Source organism: Desulfurivibrio nitratireducens (assembly GCF_044068515.1).
GTDB lineage: Bacteria > Desulfobacterota > Desulfobulbia > Desulfobulbales > Desulfurivibrionaceae > Desulfurivibrio.
In genome coordinates this window covers 1-17167 of sequence record NZ_JBIPKI010000049.1, presented here as the reverse complement: position 1 = coordinate 17167, position 17167 = coordinate 1, and the positions used below count along the sequence as shown (strand labels likewise).

General features: G+C 58.9%; 16 protein-coding genes. 2 read left to right on the top strand and 14 right to left on the bottom strand.

The features are described 5' to 3' along the window. Positions 1-176: 176 nt before the first annotated feature. The 14 genes from cas2 to recN all read right to left on the bottom strand — a co-directional run bounded on the left by cas2 (position 177) and on the right by recN (position 13922). On the bottom strand, positions 177-467 hold the full coding sequence (gene cas2, locus ACHHTY_RS10485; protein WP_395494084.1) for a CRISPR-associated endonuclease Cas2: 291 nt from the start codon (positions 465-467) through the stop codon (positions 177-179). 9 nt (positions 468-476) lie between these two features. Next, a complete protein-coding gene (gene cas1c, locus ACHHTY_RS10480; RefSeq protein ID WP_395494083.1) occupies positions 477-1508 on the bottom strand; it encodes a type I-C CRISPR-associated endonuclease Cas1c in 1032 nt (343 codons plus the stop codon). Next, a complete protein-coding gene (gene rhuM, locus ACHHTY_RS10475) occupies positions 1505-2509 on the bottom strand; it encodes a RhuM family protein (RefSeq protein WP_395494082.1) in 1005 nt (334 codons plus the stop codon). The genes cas1c and rhuM overlap by 4 nt, the downstream gene beginning before the upstream one ends. Position 2510: 1 nt before the next feature. Further along, a complete protein-coding gene (gene cas4 / locus ACHHTY_RS10470) occupies positions 2511-3152 on the bottom strand; it encodes a CRISPR-associated protein Cas4 (protein WP_395494081.1) in 642 nt (213 codons plus the stop codon). 263 nt (positions 3153-3415) lie between these two features. Next, entirely contained in the window at positions 3416-3661 is a 246-nt protein-coding gene (locus tag ACHHTY_RS10465) for a hypothetical protein (RefSeq protein ID WP_395494080.1), read from the bottom strand. Continuing rightward, positions 3651-4031 carry a BRO-N domain-containing protein gene (locus ACHHTY_RS10460; protein ID WP_395494079.1) on the bottom strand — a complete coding sequence of 127 codons (381 nt, stop codon included), beginning with the start codon at positions 4029-4031 and terminating at the stop codon, positions 3651-3653. The genes ACHHTY_RS10465 and ACHHTY_RS10460 overlap by 11 nt, the downstream gene beginning before the upstream one ends. A gap of 21 nt (positions 4032-4052) precedes the next feature. Next, positions 4053-4925 (bottom strand): type I-C CRISPR-associated protein Cas7/Csd2, encoded by an 873-nt coding sequence (cas7c, locus tag ACHHTY_RS10455; RefSeq protein WP_395494078.1) that lies wholly within the window; start codon positions 4923-4925, stop codon positions 4053-4055. A 2-nt stretch (positions 4926-4927) separates the two neighbouring features. Next, the gene (cas8c, locus tag ACHHTY_RS10450) at positions 4928-6667 is read right to left on the bottom strand and encodes a type I-C CRISPR-associated protein Cas8c/Csd1 (protein ID WP_395494077.1); all 1740 of its coding nucleotides are present in this window, start codon (positions 6665-6667) and stop codon (positions 4928-4930) included. Then, positions 6664-7326, bottom strand: coding sequence for a type I-C CRISPR-associated protein Cas5c (gene cas5c, locus ACHHTY_RS10445; RefSeq protein ID WP_395494076.1), 663 nt, complete (start codon positions 7324-7326; stop codon positions 6664-6666). The genes cas8c and cas5c overlap by 4 nt, the downstream gene beginning before the upstream one ends. Before the next feature lie 14 nt (positions 7327-7340). Next, a complete protein-coding gene (gene cas3, locus ACHHTY_RS10440; protein WP_395494075.1) occupies positions 7341-9596 on the bottom strand; it encodes a CRISPR-associated helicase Cas3' in 2256 nt (751 codons plus the stop codon). A 140-nt stretch (positions 9597-9736) separates the two neighbouring features. Continuing rightward, positions 9737-9991 carry an HIRAN domain-containing protein gene (locus ACHHTY_RS10435; protein ID WP_395494074.1) on the bottom strand — a complete coding sequence of 85 codons (255 nt, stop codon included), beginning with the start codon at positions 9989-9991 and terminating at the stop codon, positions 9737-9739. A gap of 406 nt (positions 9992-10397) precedes the next feature. After that, positions 10398-10781, bottom strand: coding sequence for a hypothetical protein (locus tag ACHHTY_RS10430; protein ID WP_395494073.1), 384 nt, complete (start codon positions 10779-10781; stop codon positions 10398-10400). Positions 10782-11099: 318 nt separating this feature from the next. Further along, the gene (locus ACHHTY_RS10425) at positions 11100-12191 is read right to left on the bottom strand and encodes a thiamine biosynthesis protein (protein ID WP_395494072.1); all 1092 of its coding nucleotides are present in this window, start codon (positions 12189-12191) and stop codon (positions 11100-11102) included. 24 nt (positions 12192-12215) lie between these two features. Further along, positions 12216-13922 (bottom strand): DNA repair protein RecN, encoded by a 1707-nt coding sequence (recN, locus tag ACHHTY_RS10420; RefSeq protein WP_395494071.1) that lies wholly within the window; start codon positions 13920-13922, stop codon positions 12216-12218. A 292-nt stretch (positions 13923-14214) separates the two neighbouring features. Between recN and ACHHTY_RS10415 the strand changes: the two genes are divergently transcribed. Next, positions 14215-15651, top strand: a complete 1437-nt coding sequence (locus ACHHTY_RS10415) for a M48 family metalloprotease (protein ID WP_395494070.1) — start codon at positions 14215-14217, stop codon at positions 15649-15651. Between the two features lie 99 nt (positions 15652-15750). After that, the coding region (locus ACHHTY_RS10410) for a replication-associated recombination protein A (protein ID WP_395494069.1) at positions 15751-17167 on the top strand (1417 nt) is incomplete at its 3' end.

Below are 17167 nucleotides of genomic sequence, written 5' to 3'. Positions count from 1 at the left end.
CGTCATCCCTTGTTGGCAAGGGATTATGCGCTGGTTATGCGCGAACCTTCAACCAGCAACAACCTTTTCATAAATGTGCGCAAAAAAAGAGCCAATAAAAACCCACAACATCATCTTATTGCTTCATTCGCGAACCTGCCGGGCTTTTCCGGTTCGCTTGGGGTTCGCGCCACCCTTCAAACAATGAGCGGACCCTCTTGGTCAAAGGAAGCCTTGGCCCCCACATGCTCCACCCGGTGCCGCCAATTGGAACCGAGGAAATAATAGCGCAGGCTGTCCGTTTCCGGGTTGATCTCGGCCTCCAGGCACTGCCGGAGCGCGGTCCATTGGGCCGGGTCCACAATGCACTCAAAAACCGAGAACTGCACCCGCTGCCCGTAATTCTTGCACGCCTTTGCCACCCGCCGCAATCGCCGCTGGCCGCCCGGCTCCGACGTGGCCACGTCATAGCTCACCAATACGAACATCGCGAATCATCACCTCCAGATAAACGGCGGATAGCCGTCCAGATCGCCCCGCACATGCCGGGCCAGCAACAGAGCCTGGGCAAAGGGGAGCAGGCCGATTTCCACCTTTTCGTTCAAAAACGGATGATTGATCTCCTCCTGTTTCCGCTTCTGATAGGCGACCAGCAGGGCTTTGCGGGTATCGGCATCCATGGTTACCCCGCCGGTTTCCGTCTGCCGGAAGCCGGATTTCTTCACCACTCCGAGATTGATCAGGGAAAGCGCCAACCGATCCGCCAGCACCGGCCGGAATTCCTCCATCAGATCCAGGGCCAGACTGGCCCGGCCCGGCCGGTCACGATGCAGGAAACCAACCGCCGGGTCCAGCCCCACCGACTCCAAGGCGCTGCGGATGTCGTGCATGAGCAAGGTATAGAGGAAGGAAAGCAGGCAGTTAACCTTGTCCAACGGCGGTCGCCGGCTGCGCTCATGAAACTGAAATTCCTCCTTCTGGTTGGTGATCAGGTGATTGAACACCCCAAAATAAGTGCCGGCCGCATCGCCCTCAAGGCCGCGCAACGCATCCAGGGACGAGGCCGCAGGGAGTTGCCCCAGAGAAAAGCGCAGCCGAACCGACGCTTCCTCCAGGCTCTCGGCCCCCGGTTTTTCCGCATGGTCGCGCAAAGCCCGCTGGAGCACGGTGCGGCTGTTGGCTATCTTGCCCACCAGGAAAGCCCGGCCCAACGCGGCCGATCTTTCCTGATCGTCGGCCCAACGGTACTGCTGGCGTCGCAACAGGACATTGCCGCAAACCGGCCCCTGCACCCGGGCCAAAAAGCGGCCGTTTTCGGTGAGCAGACTTACCCCCACCCCGCGCTCCGCGCACAACCCAAGCAGAAACGGGCTACACGAGACCTTACCGAAACATACTATCCCGGAGAGTGTGTGGATCGGCACCTGAAGCCGGGTTTCCTTTTCCACCCGCACCAGAACGGTCTCGCCCTCCCGCGCCAAATAAGCGCCCTGGGTGGTGACATAGATGGTGTTGAGGAGTTTTTTCATCCTGAGTCACCAACCAGATTCATGATCAGACGTACCAGCAAATCTTTATGTCCTGGTTCGCTGGCCGCGGTAAGCAGGGCCATGGCCACCAGGAAACGGTTGTCGAAACCGGCAAGGCCATTTTGTCGCAAATATAGTACGAAAAGAAAGGAGCCGATCCGTTTGTTGCCGTCGGAAAATGGATGGTCCTTGATAACAAAGTAGAGGAGATGCGCCGCCTTTTCCTCGATACTCGGATAGAGGTCCTGTCCTCCGAAAGACTGATGTACCGCGCCGAGAATGCCGGCCAACCCGTGGCCTCTCTCCTGACCGAAAAGATCGGTGGCCTCGCCCCGCGCCGCAAGTTCATTTTTCAGGGCGCCGATGGCCCGGCGTACCTCGTCGAGCCGAAGCCAGGCCCCAGGCTCGTGCCGCGCCGCCGGCACCGGCAACCGTTCCTCGTCGTATTCAAGCAGAAGTCGCCAGGCGCGAGCATAGCGATTGATCACTTCCAACACGGCCCGGCCCTCGTCGCTGACCAATTCATAGCTCTCCAGGGTGGTGGCCAGCAGGGACATGGTCTGCTTCAGTTCGGCCATGCCCTTCTCGGCTAACCGCCGCTGGTTGAGGGTGTAGCCCCGCACCAGGTGCTCCTTCAGGACAGAAGTAGCCCAGATGCGGAATTGGGTGCCACGTTGCGACTTCACCCGGTAGCCAACCGAGATGACAACATCGAGATTATAAAAATTGGTCCGGTAGGTTTTCCCATCAGAAGCAGTTGTCCGGAAATCCCGGACAACTGCCGTCTCGACCAATTCGCCTTCCTTGAACACATTCCGGATATGTTCTGAAATCGTCCGTTTGTCCCGCTGAAACAGTTCAACCATCTGTGCCTGGGTCAGCCAGACCGTCTCGTCCTTGAGATGTACATCCATGACGCTCCTGCCATCCTCGGATTGGTATAGGATGATTTCACCGAGATCGGCCCGGCCGGCGCCGTTGCTTGCTTCCGGTTCTACCATGTTACCCACCTCCTTCCGTCATAACCCGCGCAAGATACCGGCCCACGCTCTTACCGGCCCCGGCAACCTTGGGCATGCAAAGATTCATCAGCGAGCAGCTCTCGCATTTTTTGGCGTAGCGGGCCGGCGGGGTGATGCCGGAGCGGATCAGGGCATGCAGTCGCTCGGCCGCCGCTTCGGTCTCCCGCCGCAACCTATCATCAAAGAGCACCAACTGCCGCCGCCGGTTCTTGCCGTAAAAGAGTGCCCCTTCCGGCACCGGGCAATGGAGCATCTCCTCCAGGCAAAGGGCCTGGGCGCAAAGCTGCACCCGATCCCAATTGGCCTTTTTGGGCCTCCCCCGTTTGTACTCCACCGGGTAGGGTCGCAAATTTCCGGCATCAGTGCGGTGGTACTCCACCACATCCGCCTTGCCGGAAAGTCCCAGGCGCAGGGAGCGAAGAGGCACCGCGCTTTCGATGCGGAGATCGTTCCGACATTGGGCTACCCCGCTGTCAACCCGCTCGTGCATAACCCTGCCTTGGGCTGTGAAAAGGTTCTCGCTCCAAACCTGCTCAATGTGGATCAAGGCGCACTGCCGCTCGCAGAAAAGAAGATGCTGCAAGGCCGAGAGAGGTAATAGATCGTCTTCACCGTATCCCATATCAGCCCGGATGCCGTCTGTAAGCAATATGCACTTTTTGCATACTAGTTCTCCCTAAATTTTGAACCTGTACGTCCCTAATTCGAGCTGTTGCATTTTTTGCAACAGCTGCCTGTTTCCATGGAAATCTCTGAAGTTACCGTTTGAGTCTTTTTTTCTTCTCCGGCTCGGCCAAATAATTTTCCGGGAGACGACCTTGTCGCCGGTTTCTCGCTCCAGATTTTCGCGGGCATCCCCGGCGATCCGGCCGCCTTTACGGGCCGCTACCTTGTTTTCGCCAAAGCCCTTGGCATCCTGCTTGCGGGCAATTTCGGTGGTGGCCGCCCCCCCAGCATGGAGAAAATCAGTTCCAGATCAGTCATGTGGTCGCGCAGGTTCTCCCGCTTGAGCCCCTTCAACTGTTTGTACACCGAAGGCATTAGGCCAAAGGCGGCCTTGGATATCTCCGAGGTGAGGATGGCGTATTCCGGGTCGTCCTTGACCCCGCGCTTCTTCCGTTCATCGGTCAACTCGGCCTGTCCCGGCAATGCCGCGCATCCGTTTTCCGATCCAGGCTTCGGAATAGCCCTTGTCCAGCCAGTGATTGAAGGGCATGACTTCGGGCGAGAGGATGGACTGGAAGATGCGGAAAATGCCTTCGGTCTTGGCGCACAAAATCCGTTGAGGACCACCAACGGTTTCAACCGCAAGGGTATGTACAATCTGCACCCACCCTTTGCCGAGTTCCGGATCTCGCCGTTTCATGCGCTGGATGTATTGTTTCGGGTCTTTTGAGTCGATCAACGCCAAGATCACGTCTTCGACGACAAACCACCACTCGTTATTATGCAGGGTACGCCGGATTTCCTTGTTTTTGAAGACTACCAGCCTATTGTCCATCCACCTCACCACCGGAAAGAATCAAAGCAACTCGATCAGCTCGACACCTGCGGGAGTAGTGCCGACCGTTATCTGATAATCGGTAAAGGCGCGGGGTGGCGCGTCACCGCAATTCTTCTCGACCTTAACAAGGTCAAAAAGCTTACTGGCCGGGGCGTTTCCCAATTCCTTTTCATGCCTGAAAACGAACAATTTTCTGGCCGCCATTTCGCCGCGCGCTGCAGAACGATCGTGGTCGAACATATTGACAAGTGCATCCCAGAATAATTGCAGATCGTCCTCCGAAAATCCGGTTTGCTTGGCCAGCGGGGCGGAGATGAAGCCGTGGACACGGTATAGGCCGTAAGGGACTGTGAATTTCCTGCCCATGGTTCGATTATCACCGCCCTGCTTTTCCGCCTCAGCCTCGGTGGCAACTGCCATTCTTGTAATGCTGTGTTCACCGGTAAAAATTCGGTCAACACTCCTGCCGAAGGCAAACTGCACTGGTCCACGCACCTGCCCGCAATTGATACCAGTTGACATGACGGCGCCGAAGGTGCGAACGTCGAAAAAATTTCCGCACATCCAGGCACGTGCCGCGTCCACATTTCCCCCTTTGCGTCCGGATTTTTCCCCGGAAATATCTTCGCCGATGGCATGATATGCCCTTTCGTGCTGCCGATTCAAAACGGCCTTCTCCTTTACGTAGATCTCATTAGGTGGCTGCTCACCGTGAACCAAGCCGACATAGTTTCTCACCTTGCGTTTCAGGCAAACATCGGTCACCAGGCCGTTGCCGGTTTCCGGATCGATGCGGGGGAGATTGCCAGCATCCGGGTCGCCGTTGGGGTTGCCGTCTTTCACATCAAAAAACAGCACGAATTCATAACGGTTTTTAATTGCTTCACCCATGATCATTCTCCTTTACCCTCTTCTTTGTTTGATTTGAAGAAATCCTGCCTCTGGTGGTAATAACCCACCGCGAAACGTCCTTGGTCCTCAAGGGAGAGCGTTGCCGGAATACCAACGGCCGGAACCTTCCCCATAATCTCGCCCATGAGTTTTTCTAGCCAGACCGTGCTTTTGCCGGAATTTCTGATCTTGGCCAGATGGTGGACGGCCAACTCCTGCAATCGCTTAAAAATCACCAACGGGCTGCTGGTCGCAGCGCTGAAATAAGTATCGCGGATGGTTTTGTTGAGACTGGTATTTGCCTGTTCTTGGATACGTTCCAGCACAGCGAACATCCGGCCGAGTACGTAACCGATGTTCTCATTTTTAGTATCCAGCATTTCTCCGACCTCCTTTGTAGTTGTTCCTCTCAACCTGGATTCTCGAACCAGAAAACCTTTGATGATAGCGGCCCGGGCGCGGGTTATCCGCTGCTCTGCCTTGAACCGCCGAACCGCCCCGGAAAGAAGCGTCCGGGGGTAACTTGCACCAACGAGCACAGCACGGGCAATTTCGCCTCCGAGATTGGGAGGGATATTGTCGGCCTTACCTTCCGTTGCTGTAGCGACAAGCAGTTGAAATAGCGATATGTATTCCCGGTCACGTGGCGACCGGACTATCTCAATATCCTCAAAATGACGAGCGATCTTTTCTTTCAGATCGCGGACATTGCCCTCGTACCAGAAACGAACGGCAATGCGGGAGGCGTTAGGAGCAAGACCGAGGACATAAAATGGTGTATTATCTTCCGGCGGCAACACGCCGGACCTCACAGCTGAAAGGAGTGAACGAATTCTGCCGTAATCAGGCTCTTCCCCTTTCTGCGGCTCACCAAGAAACGCGGAAAAATCGTGTTCAAAGGGGTGAGCCTCGTCAGCCCAGAAGACTGTGCTGGCATCACCTACCTGGATACGCTGCCGGGAACCCTTGGCCAGCAAGGTATTCAGCGCCGTAGTGTAGGCAAATGTTGTGGTGTGCCCGATCGGGGCATTTAAGCCTTGTTTTTTGCCAAATGACCGAAAGGAATCAAGATTGAAAGACACGATGTTGGCCCCTGAGGATTGAGCCCCCCATACCCCTTTTATTGAGGGGTGGAGCTCAGCAGACTGTTCCACCTGTCCAGAAACCGCGCATACTTGACCGACACCGTTCGCAGCGCCATCTCTCTCACGTATGCGCTTTACCACCTCGGGACTTTGGGCTACCAAATGGTTGTCACCCTCAAGAATGAATGTGAGGTTGGCCTTAGTCTCTTCGATTTCAGGCCAATATTCATGGGCAAACACCTTCGTAAAATCTTTTTCTATTAGAAATTTCTTAACGGCCATGATCCCTGTGTCCACGCCGTCGACTGGAAAGGTTTCCTCAATTCTTTTTGTAAACTGCGAGAATGATTCCGCCGCACGCTCAAGATCTTTTGCTGAACCACTCTTTGACACACCGAACAGATACTGAGGATTATCCCACAGCAGGTTGGCCTTGATCCCGTAAGTTTTTTTCTCGCCATGAGGAACGACAAACTCCCTGGCCGTTTTCTTTTTCCCCTCGCCGGTTCGTGTATCGCGAATATTGACCAACCTTCCGTCTTTGCCGAGAACAAGCAAAAATGGGATAGCTTTTTTTTCAAATCCCGGTGGCGCCACGTCGCAGTTCGGATCATTCAGCATCCGCTCGTAATAGTCCGCCAATGCCTTGATGATCATGACCGCACCTCCACATTGCGGAGATCAATACAGCCATTTTCCATTCTGGCGTGGAAAAACTGGGGCATGGGCTCCTTGCCGAAGAAATCTAGATCATAGAGCATCCAGCCCAGGTCGCGGCTTTCGGCTATCGGTTCCGGCGGTTTGGCATCGCGGGGCAGGAACTCGAAATCCACGGGGAACTCGCGACAGCCGAAATAGGGCCGGTGAAAACACTGGCCGTTCGAGGCCCGGCGGATGAACATCTGCTCGAACTTGGTCACATTGTCCTCCGGGCCTGCTTTGTCGGTCAGTTCGAATAGGGCGTGGATGACATAATCAACCTCTCGCAGGAAAAGGCTGGCCCGTTGCTGGCGCTCCTTCTCAACATACATTCCGAGCTGACCACGCCCCTGCGTCATGGCGGCGGTCACATTGCGGGCCGGAATTACCGCGCCCACCTCGTTGCGCCGTACGGATTCCCATCGCACCGGCTTCAAAACATCGACCTGAAGTATCTTCCAGGCGATGGCCGGCTTCCAGAGTATTGCCTCCAGGATGCCCCGGGCCGCCGACGGGGTGATCACGTCATAGGAAACCCGCTCCACCTTCATCTCCGGCCGGGTGAAACAGGCGTTGGCGCCGCTCACCCGCAGACGAAAAGGGCTACTTCTTTCCATACAACACCTCCATTTCAACAAATTGTTTTCTCCGGATTCACCGCAACCACCTCGTCAGGCGGGACAAAACCGTACATGTCCTCGTCGTATAGTATTTGATCAAGCATGTACAGGCCGGGATAGCCCGACTCTCGGATATACCCCTGGCCTACCAGATCGCCGAACAATCTTTGAGGCACACCGACACCATAGCGGCCAAGTTGCCGAAGAATAGTGCGCTGGCTCCACGATTCACTGGTCAGGCGCCCGAGAAGACGCACCGCGTCGCCATAGGGAACCAGTACGGTCTCCTGCCAGTCATCTTCGATCAGTCCAAAACGCTCGGCGACTGTGCGGAAATAAAAATTCATCCCCCTTCCACTCACCAATTTCATAATCTGGTTTTTGTCCAAAGCATCTTCTCCAAGCTGCCAGAAACGTTGGCGAAAATATCTTTCATAGTTTCCAGGTGAGAGCAAGGTTTGGAGTTGTCCAGCCAGCATTTCCGAGGTGATGACGGCAGCCTGTCGCACATAACAGGGCTGCTTCGTCGGCACGAAAATAACGGTGCGACCTTGAATCTTTTTTCCCCCTTCCTCAAGCCTCCCTTCCCGGTTGCAACGGCCGGCCGCCTGGGCGATGGAGTCAAGCCCGGCCAGGGCCCGATAGACCACCGGGAAATCGAGGTCCACTCCCGCCTCAATCAGCGAAGTGCTGACCACGGTTATCTTTTCTTTTTTTGCCTTAATTCTCGTTTTGATCTCTTCCAAAACCTTGAAACGATGGGCCGCGCACATATTGGTTGAAAGATGCAGGGTCGTCTCCTCCGGCATCAGGCGGGCAAGAGTGCGAGCGTCATCCCTGCGGTTGACTATACAAAGCACCGAGTTTTGTTCCGCCCGGATGGATTTGGCAAGTTCGGCAAGTTCGGTCGGAACCATCTCCCGGTTGTGCCGTACAATTTCAACCCGCTTCAATCGTTCTGCCAGTTCATTTGGATTTTCGACGATCTCACGCGGTGGTGTGTCAAAACCCTCCCGGAATTTGAAGTCAAACTCATCGGTCCGAGTCAGCACCGGCTGAGTGGCGGTGCATAAGAGCGGGGTCACCCGGTAATGGCGAAACAATTCCCGAATGGCAAAGACGACCGGCCGTAGATACTCATGGGGCAGGCACTGGGCCTCGTCGAAGATGACCACCGAGTTTGCAATATTGTGGAGTTTGCGGCAGCGACTGGTGCGGCAGGCAAAAAGGGATTCGAAGAATTGCACCGAGGTGGTGACGATGAGCGGCGCGTCCCAGTTTTCAGCGGCCAGTCGGCTACGAGCCGTTTCCCTGCTCTCGGCCGCTTCCGCGACATTGCTGTGGTGTTCCAGTACCGCATCTTCAAAACCGGGGATTTTACGAAACACATCGGCGGTCTGCTCAATGATGCTGGTATAGGGGATCACGTAAATGATCCGTTTTTTCTCGCGGCGTTCCGCATGGCGCAGGGCAAAGGCAAGGGAGGCCAAGGTCTTACCGCCTCCGGTGGGAACGGAAAGAGAAAATACCGCCGGCATCTCCTCGGCGACCTTCCTACACCTGGCCAGAACTTCAGCCCGGATTTTATTCACTGCTGTCGGAGCGGCCTTTCCGCACAAGCCATCCATATACCGGTCAAAGGCTTTAAGAAGTGTGCCGAGTTCCGGTTGTGTTTCCTTGCGTAAGCCAGCACGGCCTTTGTCCATGAATGCCTCGGTATCAATAAAGTCGGCATCAACCAGACAGGAAAACAGCATGCGGATGAAAAATGCGGGGTCGGCACCGGACTGAAGAGGTTTTGGTGGCTGGGGAAGACTTTGCCCGATAATTGCCTCGGACACATTATTGAGTATTTCTTGTGAGCGACCGGGATCGACCATCTTCGGCATCAGGGCCTTGGCCCCGACATGATCGCTGGCAAAATCGGTCAATCCGGCATGGTGCCCCATGATAAGCCAAGACAGCACTTGGTCGGCACCCTTCCACCCCTTGAGACTTGCAAGATGTCCTCCCGCCTCGGAATGGACAACCCGGCCTAGTTGCGTTTCAATATGGCATTCCACGCCGTTTGCATCATACAATTTCTTTTGAAAGGCCTTGGAATATTTGCCAAGATCATGCCAGTATCCAGCGAGCCGAGCCCATTCATCGCCTCCAAACGGCGCGGCAAATTTTCCCGCCATTTCCGCAACATTTCGTAAATGTTCTTCCAACGGCTGCCATCTTTCCGGCGGCTCCCCTTCAAGGCTGTGAGCATAAAATTTCATATCATGCCCCCCGCAATTCCAAGGCTTCGTAAAGATGAATCGTGCCGTTATCCTCGCTCATGCCCGCCATCCTCCTTGCTCCATCACCACCTCTACCTCCATCATCTCCCAAGGCAGCGCATCGCGATCCACCGCGGCAATCACCGCCATAAACTTCTGCCCCCATCCATGAGCCCGGCCGGAATCTCGTTCAGCCGCCAGGGCAGATAGCCGAGCTTGTCGCCGTTGACGGCATGAACCGCGATGGCCAGCGGGTCATGGGGATTTTCCGGCTCCCGTTTGAGGACGAGCGCCTGTCTTTCTTTGAGCCTTGGCAGCAAAGTCGCCCACTGGTGATACCTGAATCCGGCGACATAGCACCGACAAAGAGCAACCGGGGCCGGCGGGGCAGCCACCCTCTTTCCACCCAACAGCAACGACCCGGCCGTGTAAGCCAGCAGCCCGAGAAACCATCGTCTGTTTATGTTTCCTCCCTATCTGCTCTTTCAACCGATGCCGGGCGCCGGCCGGGCCCGGCTACCTCGGCCAGGGTCACGGCCATATCCTCCATCGCAAACCACCATTCGCCGGCGTGGCGGAGGTGCCGCATCCGGCCCCCTTCGAAATCTTCCGACAATATCGCCAGGGGTCTTGCGCCCCGCACCTCCTTATCCTTCCCCCCACATCCTTTCATCATTGCACAACACTCTCATCCCGTCTCGGTCAAAACCCGATTTTTCGCTTGGATTTTTCGTCTTCGGCAAGCAGTTGCCGGCAAGTTTAAAGGTCATCACAATTTGTGATTACCTCGTCCCGTTCTTCTCAGTCCTCATCCTGCATCATCCGTTCGAAAAGATAGATCCGCCACGGGTGCCGCTTGCCGGGGGCGGTTCTGATCCTGGCGGTTCTGGCCCTGCCGTCCGGGCGCAGGTACTGCAAAACAATCTCCCAGGCCGGGTCATATTGCTCGATCATCCGGGCCGTATCGGGATCAGGTTGGCCCGGCTCGTAAACCGCATAGCCCAGATCGACCTGGTCGTAGAGAATGTCATCGTTCAGACCGTGGCGATCCAGCAGGACCACGCCCCGGCCGTTTTCCCTGTGCTTTGCAAAGGCGAACAGGGCGAGCTGTTCCCAGCTGGCTTCGAGAATGCGCTCAAAATCCTCGTCCGTTATGCTGCGGGGCGGTCCGGTTTTTGGCAACATCGGCAAGGCTCACATGGTTTGCAGATAAAAAAGCAAGATGTGGGTTTTCCACTGTTTTTTTTACTCTACCTTACCTCATACCACACCATCTCGGACAAATAGTGTCCCAGGTGCGCTATTTTTTGCGGTTGCTCCATTTTTTTTATCATGCGGCTGATAATTTGTACATTTTACTGCGTGAAAAAATCTGCTCCGGGCAAGTTGTCGGGAATTCCTGCTTAGGGGAAATGAACCACAGGCTCGCACAAGCTCCGCTGACGCCTTGATTCAAGCCGTTGGACTTGTCCGGCGCTGGCGCCAGCGGAGGTGGAAGGGGGTTCAACGGCGCCAGGGGGCGAAGACCTCGTCGGCGACCGGGGCCGTGGTCAGTTCGATGATCTTGCCGTCCCTTTGTTCGGCCTGAACCACGGCCTGGCCGCGATCGCGGACCGACTTGCCGGCGTAGCGCATGACCAGGGCCGCGGCCCAAAGTAAATCGGCCGGAATCCCGGCTTGGCCGGCAGGCGCTTGCTCGGTTGCCGGGGTGGAGGGCGCACCGGCTATGGCCGGGCCAGCCGATTCCCGGGGCGGGCGGAGAATGGCCAGGGGGCCGGGGTGATCGCGCAGATTAAGGAGCCAGTCGCCGGGCCGGCGGCGGGCCAGCAGGCGGTCGTTGCCCGCTTCGTCGCGGCCCAGGGCCAGAATCGAGCCACCGGGCAGTTTGAAGGCCCGGCCGCCGAGCAGCAGCAGGACATCGTCGGCCCGCACCGGCTGGCCCAAGACGGCGGCTTCCTGGTAATGGTCGCGGATCCGCGCGGCCAGGTTGGGATCGGTGAGGACGCAGCCGCCGCCGGGAGCTTCGTAATCGCTGATCCCCAAACGGGCGGCCAGGGCGATCTGGGGGCTGCGGTTGCGGCCCCGGAAGTCGAGGAGTTTTTCCCGGTCGATCAACCCTTCCCGTTCCGGTTTGGTGGGGGGCAGGTGGCGGGCGCAAAGGGGGCGCAGCAGCAGGTCGGCGCAACCGCTGTCCCGCTCGATCACCCGCAGAGTATCCCGGCGCTGGGACATGGGCCGCTGGCCCAGCACCTCGCCGGAGACGAGAAAGGACGCCCCCAGTTCCGGCAGCATCCGCCGGGCCTCGGTCATCAGCATGATCTTGCAATCGACGCAGGGGTTGAAATTCTTGCCGTAACCGTGGGCCGGGCGGGCCAGCATTTTCAGGTAGGGCTCGCTCAGATCCCGCAGCATCACCTCGATGCCGTACTTGCGCCGGATCGTTTGCCGGTAGCCCTCGGGATCGTTGAGCAAGTCGGCCCCGAAAAAAGGGGTGACGAATTTTACCGCCAACACCCGAATCTGCTGTTCCATTACCACCCGGCAGGCCAAAGTGCTGTCCAGGCCCCCGGAATACAAGGCCAGGGCGGTGGTCATGCTTTCTCCTTGGAGTTCAGTGGTTCAGGCGGCGGGGCGGTTGCGGCCAAGCAGTTCCGCCGCGTAAGCCATGGTTTTGGGGGTGATCGCATCGCCGGAGAGCATCCGGGCCAGTTCGGCCGGCCGCTGCTCCGACGCCAGTTGGGTCACTTCGGTGATGGTCCGCTCCCCGCGCCGGCGCTTGCCGACCACGTAATGATCATCGGCCCCGGCGGCGATCTGGGGCAGATGGGTGATGCAAAGAACCTGGTGATGGCTGGCCAGCTCACGGATCTTGCGGGCCACCGATTCGGCGGTCTTGCCGCTGATCCCGGCATCGACCTCATCGAAAATCACGCTCTCCACTCGGTCCTGGCGAGCCAGAATGCATTTCAGGGCCAGCATCAGCCGGGAAAGCTCGCCGCCGGAAGCCACTTTGGCCACCGGCTTGAGGGGTTCGCCGGGATTGGCGGAAAAGACGAATTCGGGCCGGTCCCAGCCCAGACGGGTCAGGCCGGACATCTCGCCGGCGGGCAGGTCCACCGCGAAACGGGCCTGTTCCAGGGCCAGGGAACCGAGTTCGGCTCCCACCCGGCGGGCGAACTCTTCGGCCACCCGGCCCCGGGCCGCGGAAAGAGCGGCGGCGGTGGTCCGGACTTCCTCTTCCTGTTGCGCCGCCGCCTGTTCCAATTGGGCCAGGGCGGCATCCAGGTTTTCCAGGTTTTCCAGCTCGCGGCCGGCCTCCTCGGCAAAGCGCAGCACATCCTCCAGGGTCGGACCATACTTGCGCTTGAGGCGCTGGAGCAGATCGATGCGGGCGGTAACCTGGTCGAGCCGGGCCGGATCGCTGGCCAGGTTGTCCAGGTAGCGGGAGATTTCCAGTTGTGCCTCTTCGAGGATGAAGGATGCCCCGGCCACTTCCTCGGCCAGCTTGGCGACCCCGTCATCCCGGGCCGCCATTTCTTCCAGGTTCTTGCGCACCTTAGTCAGCGGGGGGTTGATCTTCTCGATCAGGGCGGCATAGCTGCCCCGCCCCAGGTCGATGAGGCTGTCGGCCGCCTTGAGCCGGTCCCTTTCGCCAACCAGGCGTTCATCCTCGCCCGGTTCCGGGGCGATATCGGCGATCTCCCGGCACTGGAAGGTAAGAAAGTCGCGGCGCTGCTCTTTGTCCCGCTCCTGGCCCCGCAGTTCGGCCAGGCGGGTCCGGGTCGCCTGCCAGCGGTCATAAAGGGCGGCGAACCGGCGCCGCTGTTCCAGCAGGCCGCCGGCGGAGTCGATGCATTCGAGATGATAGCGGGCCTGGAGCAGTTGCTGGTGGTCGTGTTGGCTGGCCACGCTGAGCAGGTGTTCGACAATGCCGCCGGCGATGGCGGCGGTGGCCATGGACCCGTTGAGGTAAAAACGGCTCTTGCCTTTGGTGCTGATGATCCTCTTGACGATCAGTTCGGCGCCGGCGCGGTCGCCGGTCTCCCCGCCGGCCTCAAGGTCGGGGCCGAGGCCGGCGGCGGTCAGCATCTTGAGCAACTCGCCATGGCCGGGATCGAATTCAAACAGGGCTTCCACCGTGGCCTGCTCGGCCCCGTTGCGAACCCAGTCCGCCGAGGCCTTGCCTCCGGCGAGGAGATGGATGGCCTGGAGAATAATCGACTTGCCCGCTCCGGTTTCACCGGTAAACACCGCCAGGCCGGGACCCGGCGCCAGCCGCAGTTCCTCGATCAGGGCCAGGTTGTTGATCCAGAGTTCCTTCAGCATGGGGCCACAATACCGTATCTTTCCGGAATTGCAATAAAAGCTGATAAGTTATGGCGTTTTGCCATCCTCGTCGTTATCATATCAGGGAAACGCAACTTTTTCGCCCTGGCGGTGTCTTTAAAAGAATAAACTGCCTAATAAATTGTCGACGTTGCAAAATGCCGCGACGACGACGGGGCACACTTCGTAACTTGTCGTTTTGCCATCGCCGATCAATGCGTGTTGGTACTTTTTGCGAAGTTGCCATAAATTAATGGCGTCCGCCCCCAAACCAACCGGCCATTATTTCACAATGAAGATTTTTACCTCGACGCCCCGGCGTCTGCTTACCTGGACCACCATCGCCCTTTTTCTCTTCACCGGCCTGCTCGGGGCCGGCCCGGCCCGGGCCCTGACGGTGCAGGAGGAAAGGGAGTTGGGCGAACGGCTGCTCACCCTGATCCGGGCCCAGTTCAAGCTCATCGACGAGCCCGATGTCAGCAGCTATATCCGGGGGATGGGGCGGGACGTTCTCAGCGTGGCCGGCCCCCAGCCCTTCGATTACGATTTCTTTGTCATCGACAACCGGGAATTCAACGCCTTTGCCGCTCCTTCCGGCCTGATTTTCTTTCATTCCGGTTTGATTGAAGCCACCGAAAGCGAAGGCGAACTGCTCAGTGTAATGGCCCACGAAGTCGGCCATGCCTACAGCCGCCACTATGCCGACCGGCTGGCCAAAACCCAGCGGGTCAATCTCGGCACCACCGCCCTGGCCCTGGCCGCGATGATTCTGGGCGGCGGCGGCGCCGTGGGCGAGGCGGTGGTGGCCGGTTCCATGGCCGGCGGCGCCACCCTGGGCCTGCAGTTCAGCCGCCAGGATGAAGAGGAAGCCGACCGCCTGGCCTTTCGCTGGATGCAGGAACTGGAGCGCGATCCGGCCGAAATGCTCGGAATGCTCCGTAAAATGCGCAATATCAGCCGGTTCCGCCGAGCCCAACTGCCGGCCTATCTCCTCACCCACCCCGAACCGGAACGCCGGTTGGCCTACATCGAAGATCGGCTCCACATGGATCGCCTGCCGACCCGGGTCCAACCCCGCCAGGGCGACGAGGATTTTGATTTTGAATTCCACCGGATCCGGCAGCGGATTATAGCCCTGACCCGCTCCCCCCAGGACCTGCTGCCGGCCCTGCGGCATCGCTTGCGGGACGGCGAGGAAGCGCCGGAAAATTTCATGGCCCGCTTCGGCCTCTCCCAGGTTTACCTGGCCGAACGGCAGTACGATAAAGCCTTGGATGAACTCCACCAGGTGATCGCCCGCTTCCCCGACCAGGCCATCCTCCAGGCCGACCTCGCCATCATTCTTTTCGAGGCCGGCAAACAGCAGGAGGCCCTGAACCAGATGGCCGCGGCCCTGGAACGGGATCCGGACAACCCCTATATTCTCTTTAACCAGGCCCAGATCCTTCAGCAGGTGGGCCAGCTCCGCTCCGCCCGCCCCATTTACGAGCGCCTGTTGGAGCTGACCCCCGATCATGCCCGCCTCCATTTTCGTTATGGCCAGGTGCGCTCCAGCCTGGGAGAAACGGCGGCCGGCCACTATCATCTCGGTCTTTATCACTGGTACGCCGGCGACCCCCGGATGGCCCGCCACCACCTCAACGAAGCCATCAAGGCCGACCGGGAAGACGGCGCCATCCAGCACCAGGCGCGGGAACAACTGGCCACCATTGCCCGCCTGGAAAAATAGGGTACAATGGCCGCATTCACCGCCTCAGCGGCTCGTGGCCTGCCGGCGGCCGTGATTTGCGGCGGCCGCCCTTTCAACCGGACCGCCGGACCTTTCTAAATGACCAGTTCAGCACCAGCCAACCCTCAGCACCTCGATACTCCCCTGGCCGAAAGAATGCGGCCCGAGCGCCTGCAAGACTTTGTCGGCCAGCGCCACCTGCTGGCCGACGACAAGCTGCTGGCCGGCTTGGCTCGCCGAGGCTACCTGCCCTCCCTGCTGCTCTGGGGGCCACCCGGTTCGGGCAAAACCACCCTGGCCCGGATTCTGGCCAAGAACAGCGGGGCGGATTTTGTCTTTTTTTCGGCGGTGCTTTCGGGGGTCAAGGAGATTCGGGAAATCGTCGAGCGCAGCCGCCGGCTGCGAGCGGAAAGCGGCCGGGGCAGCGTTCTCTTCGTCGATGAAATTCACCGCTTCAACAAGAGCCAGCAGGACGCCTTCCTGCCCCACGTCGAGTCCGGCTTGATCACCCTGATCGGGGCCACCACCGAAAACCCCTCCTTCCATGTCATCGCCCCGCTGCTCTCGCGCTGCCGGGTCATCGTTCTCAATCCTCTGGAGCCCGAGGATCTGAGCCGGATTCTGGACCGGGCCCTCCATGACCGCCAACGGGGCCTGGGCGCCTTGAACCTGGCCATCAGCCCCGAGGCCGCCGCCCACCTGGTCAAGATCGCCGACGGGGATGCCCGCAACCTGCTGGGCAGCCTGGAAATCGCCGCCGCCCTGACCCTGGAACAGCGGGAGTCCGCCGCCAAGAAGCTCGATAAAGACCAGGAAGAGGAACCCGCCGCCCCGGCCCGGATTGAACTGGCCACGGTGGAAGAAGCGATTCAGCGCCGGAGCCTGCGCTACGACGCCGACGGCGAAGAGCATTACAACCTGATTTCCGCCCTCCACAAGAGTCTGCGGGACAGCGATCCCGACGGGGCCCTTTACTGGCTGGGCCGGATGCTGGCCGCCGGCGAGGAACCGCTCTATGTCGCCCGGCGCCTGATCCGCTTCGCCTCGGAGGATATCGGCAACGCCGACCCCAAGGCCCTGGGAATTACTCTGGAGGCCCGGGAATGCTACCACCTGCTGGGCAGTCCGGAAGGAGATCTGGCCCTGGCCCAGGCGGTGATCTACCTGGCCACCGCCCCCAAGAGCAACGCGGTTTACGCCGCTTACAACCAGGTGCTGGCTACCATCAAGCGCAGCGGCAGCCTGCCCGTCCCCTTGCACCTGCGCAACGCCCCCACCAAGCTGATGCGGGAGCTGGACTACGGCAAGGATTACCAGTACGCCCATGATGACCGCTTGGGCCTGGTGGACCAGCAGCACCTGCCGGACCAGTTGGCGGGCACCCGCTTCTACCACCCCACCAATCGCGGCTACGAGGCTTTGGTCAAGGAACGGCTGGAAAAGTGGCGCAAGATTCTGGCCCAGCGGCGGCAAGAGCAGGCCGTGGCGGCGGTTCCGGCCGGCAACCGCAAAAAAT

What these genes read in the sequence shown, in the direction of transcription:
- cas2 (WP_395494084.1), bottom strand. Translation starts at nt 467, where the DNA reads ATGTTCGTATTGGTGAGCTATGACGTGGCCACGTCGGAGCCGGGCGGC.
- cas1c (WP_395494083.1), bottom strand. Translation starts at nt 1,508, where the DNA reads ATGAAAAAACTCCTCAACACCATCTATGTCACCACCCAGGGCGCTTAT.
- rhuM (WP_395494082.1), bottom strand. Translation starts at nt 2,509, where the DNA reads ATGGTAGAACCGGAAGCAAGCAACGGCGCCGGCCGGGCCGATCTCGGT.
- cas4 (WP_395494081.1), bottom strand. Translation starts at nt 3,152, where the DNA reads ATGGGATACGGTGAAGACGATCTATTACCTCTCTCGGCCTTGCAGCAT.
- ACHHTY_RS10460 (WP_395494079.1), bottom strand. Translation starts at nt 4,031, where the DNA reads ATGGACAATAGGCTGGTAGTCTTCAAAAACAAGGAAATCCGGCGTACC.
- cas7c (WP_395494078.1), bottom strand. Translation starts at nt 4,925, where the DNA reads ATGGGTGAAGCAATTAAAAACCGTTATGAATTCGTGCTGTTTTTTGAT.
- cas8c (WP_395494077.1), bottom strand. Translation starts at nt 6,667, where the DNA reads ATGATCATCAAGGCATTGGCGGACTATTACGAGCGGATGCTGAATGAT.
- cas5c (WP_395494076.1), bottom strand. Translation starts at nt 7,326, where the DNA reads ATGGAAAGAAGTAGCCCTTTTCGTCTGCGGGTGAGCGGCGCCAACGCC.
- cas3 (WP_395494075.1), bottom strand. Translation starts at nt 9,596, where the DNA reads ATGAAATTTTATGCTCACAGCCTTGAAGGGGAGCCGCCGGAAAGATGG.
- ACHHTY_RS10430 (WP_395494073.1), bottom strand. Translation starts at nt 10,781, where the DNA reads ATGTTGCCAAAAACCGGACCGCCCCGCAGCATAACGGACGAGGATTTT.
- ACHHTY_RS10425 (WP_395494072.1), bottom strand. Translation starts at nt 12,191, where the DNA reads ATGACCACCGCCCTGGCCTTGTATTCCGGGGGCCTGGACAGCACTTTG.
- recN (WP_395494071.1), bottom strand. Translation starts at nt 13,922, where the DNA reads ATGCTGAAGGAACTCTGGATCAACAACCTGGCCCTGATCGAGGAACTG.
- ACHHTY_RS10415 (WP_395494070.1), top strand. Translation starts at nt 14,215, where the DNA reads ATGAAGATTTTTACCTCGACGCCCCGGCGTCTGCTTACCTGGACCACC.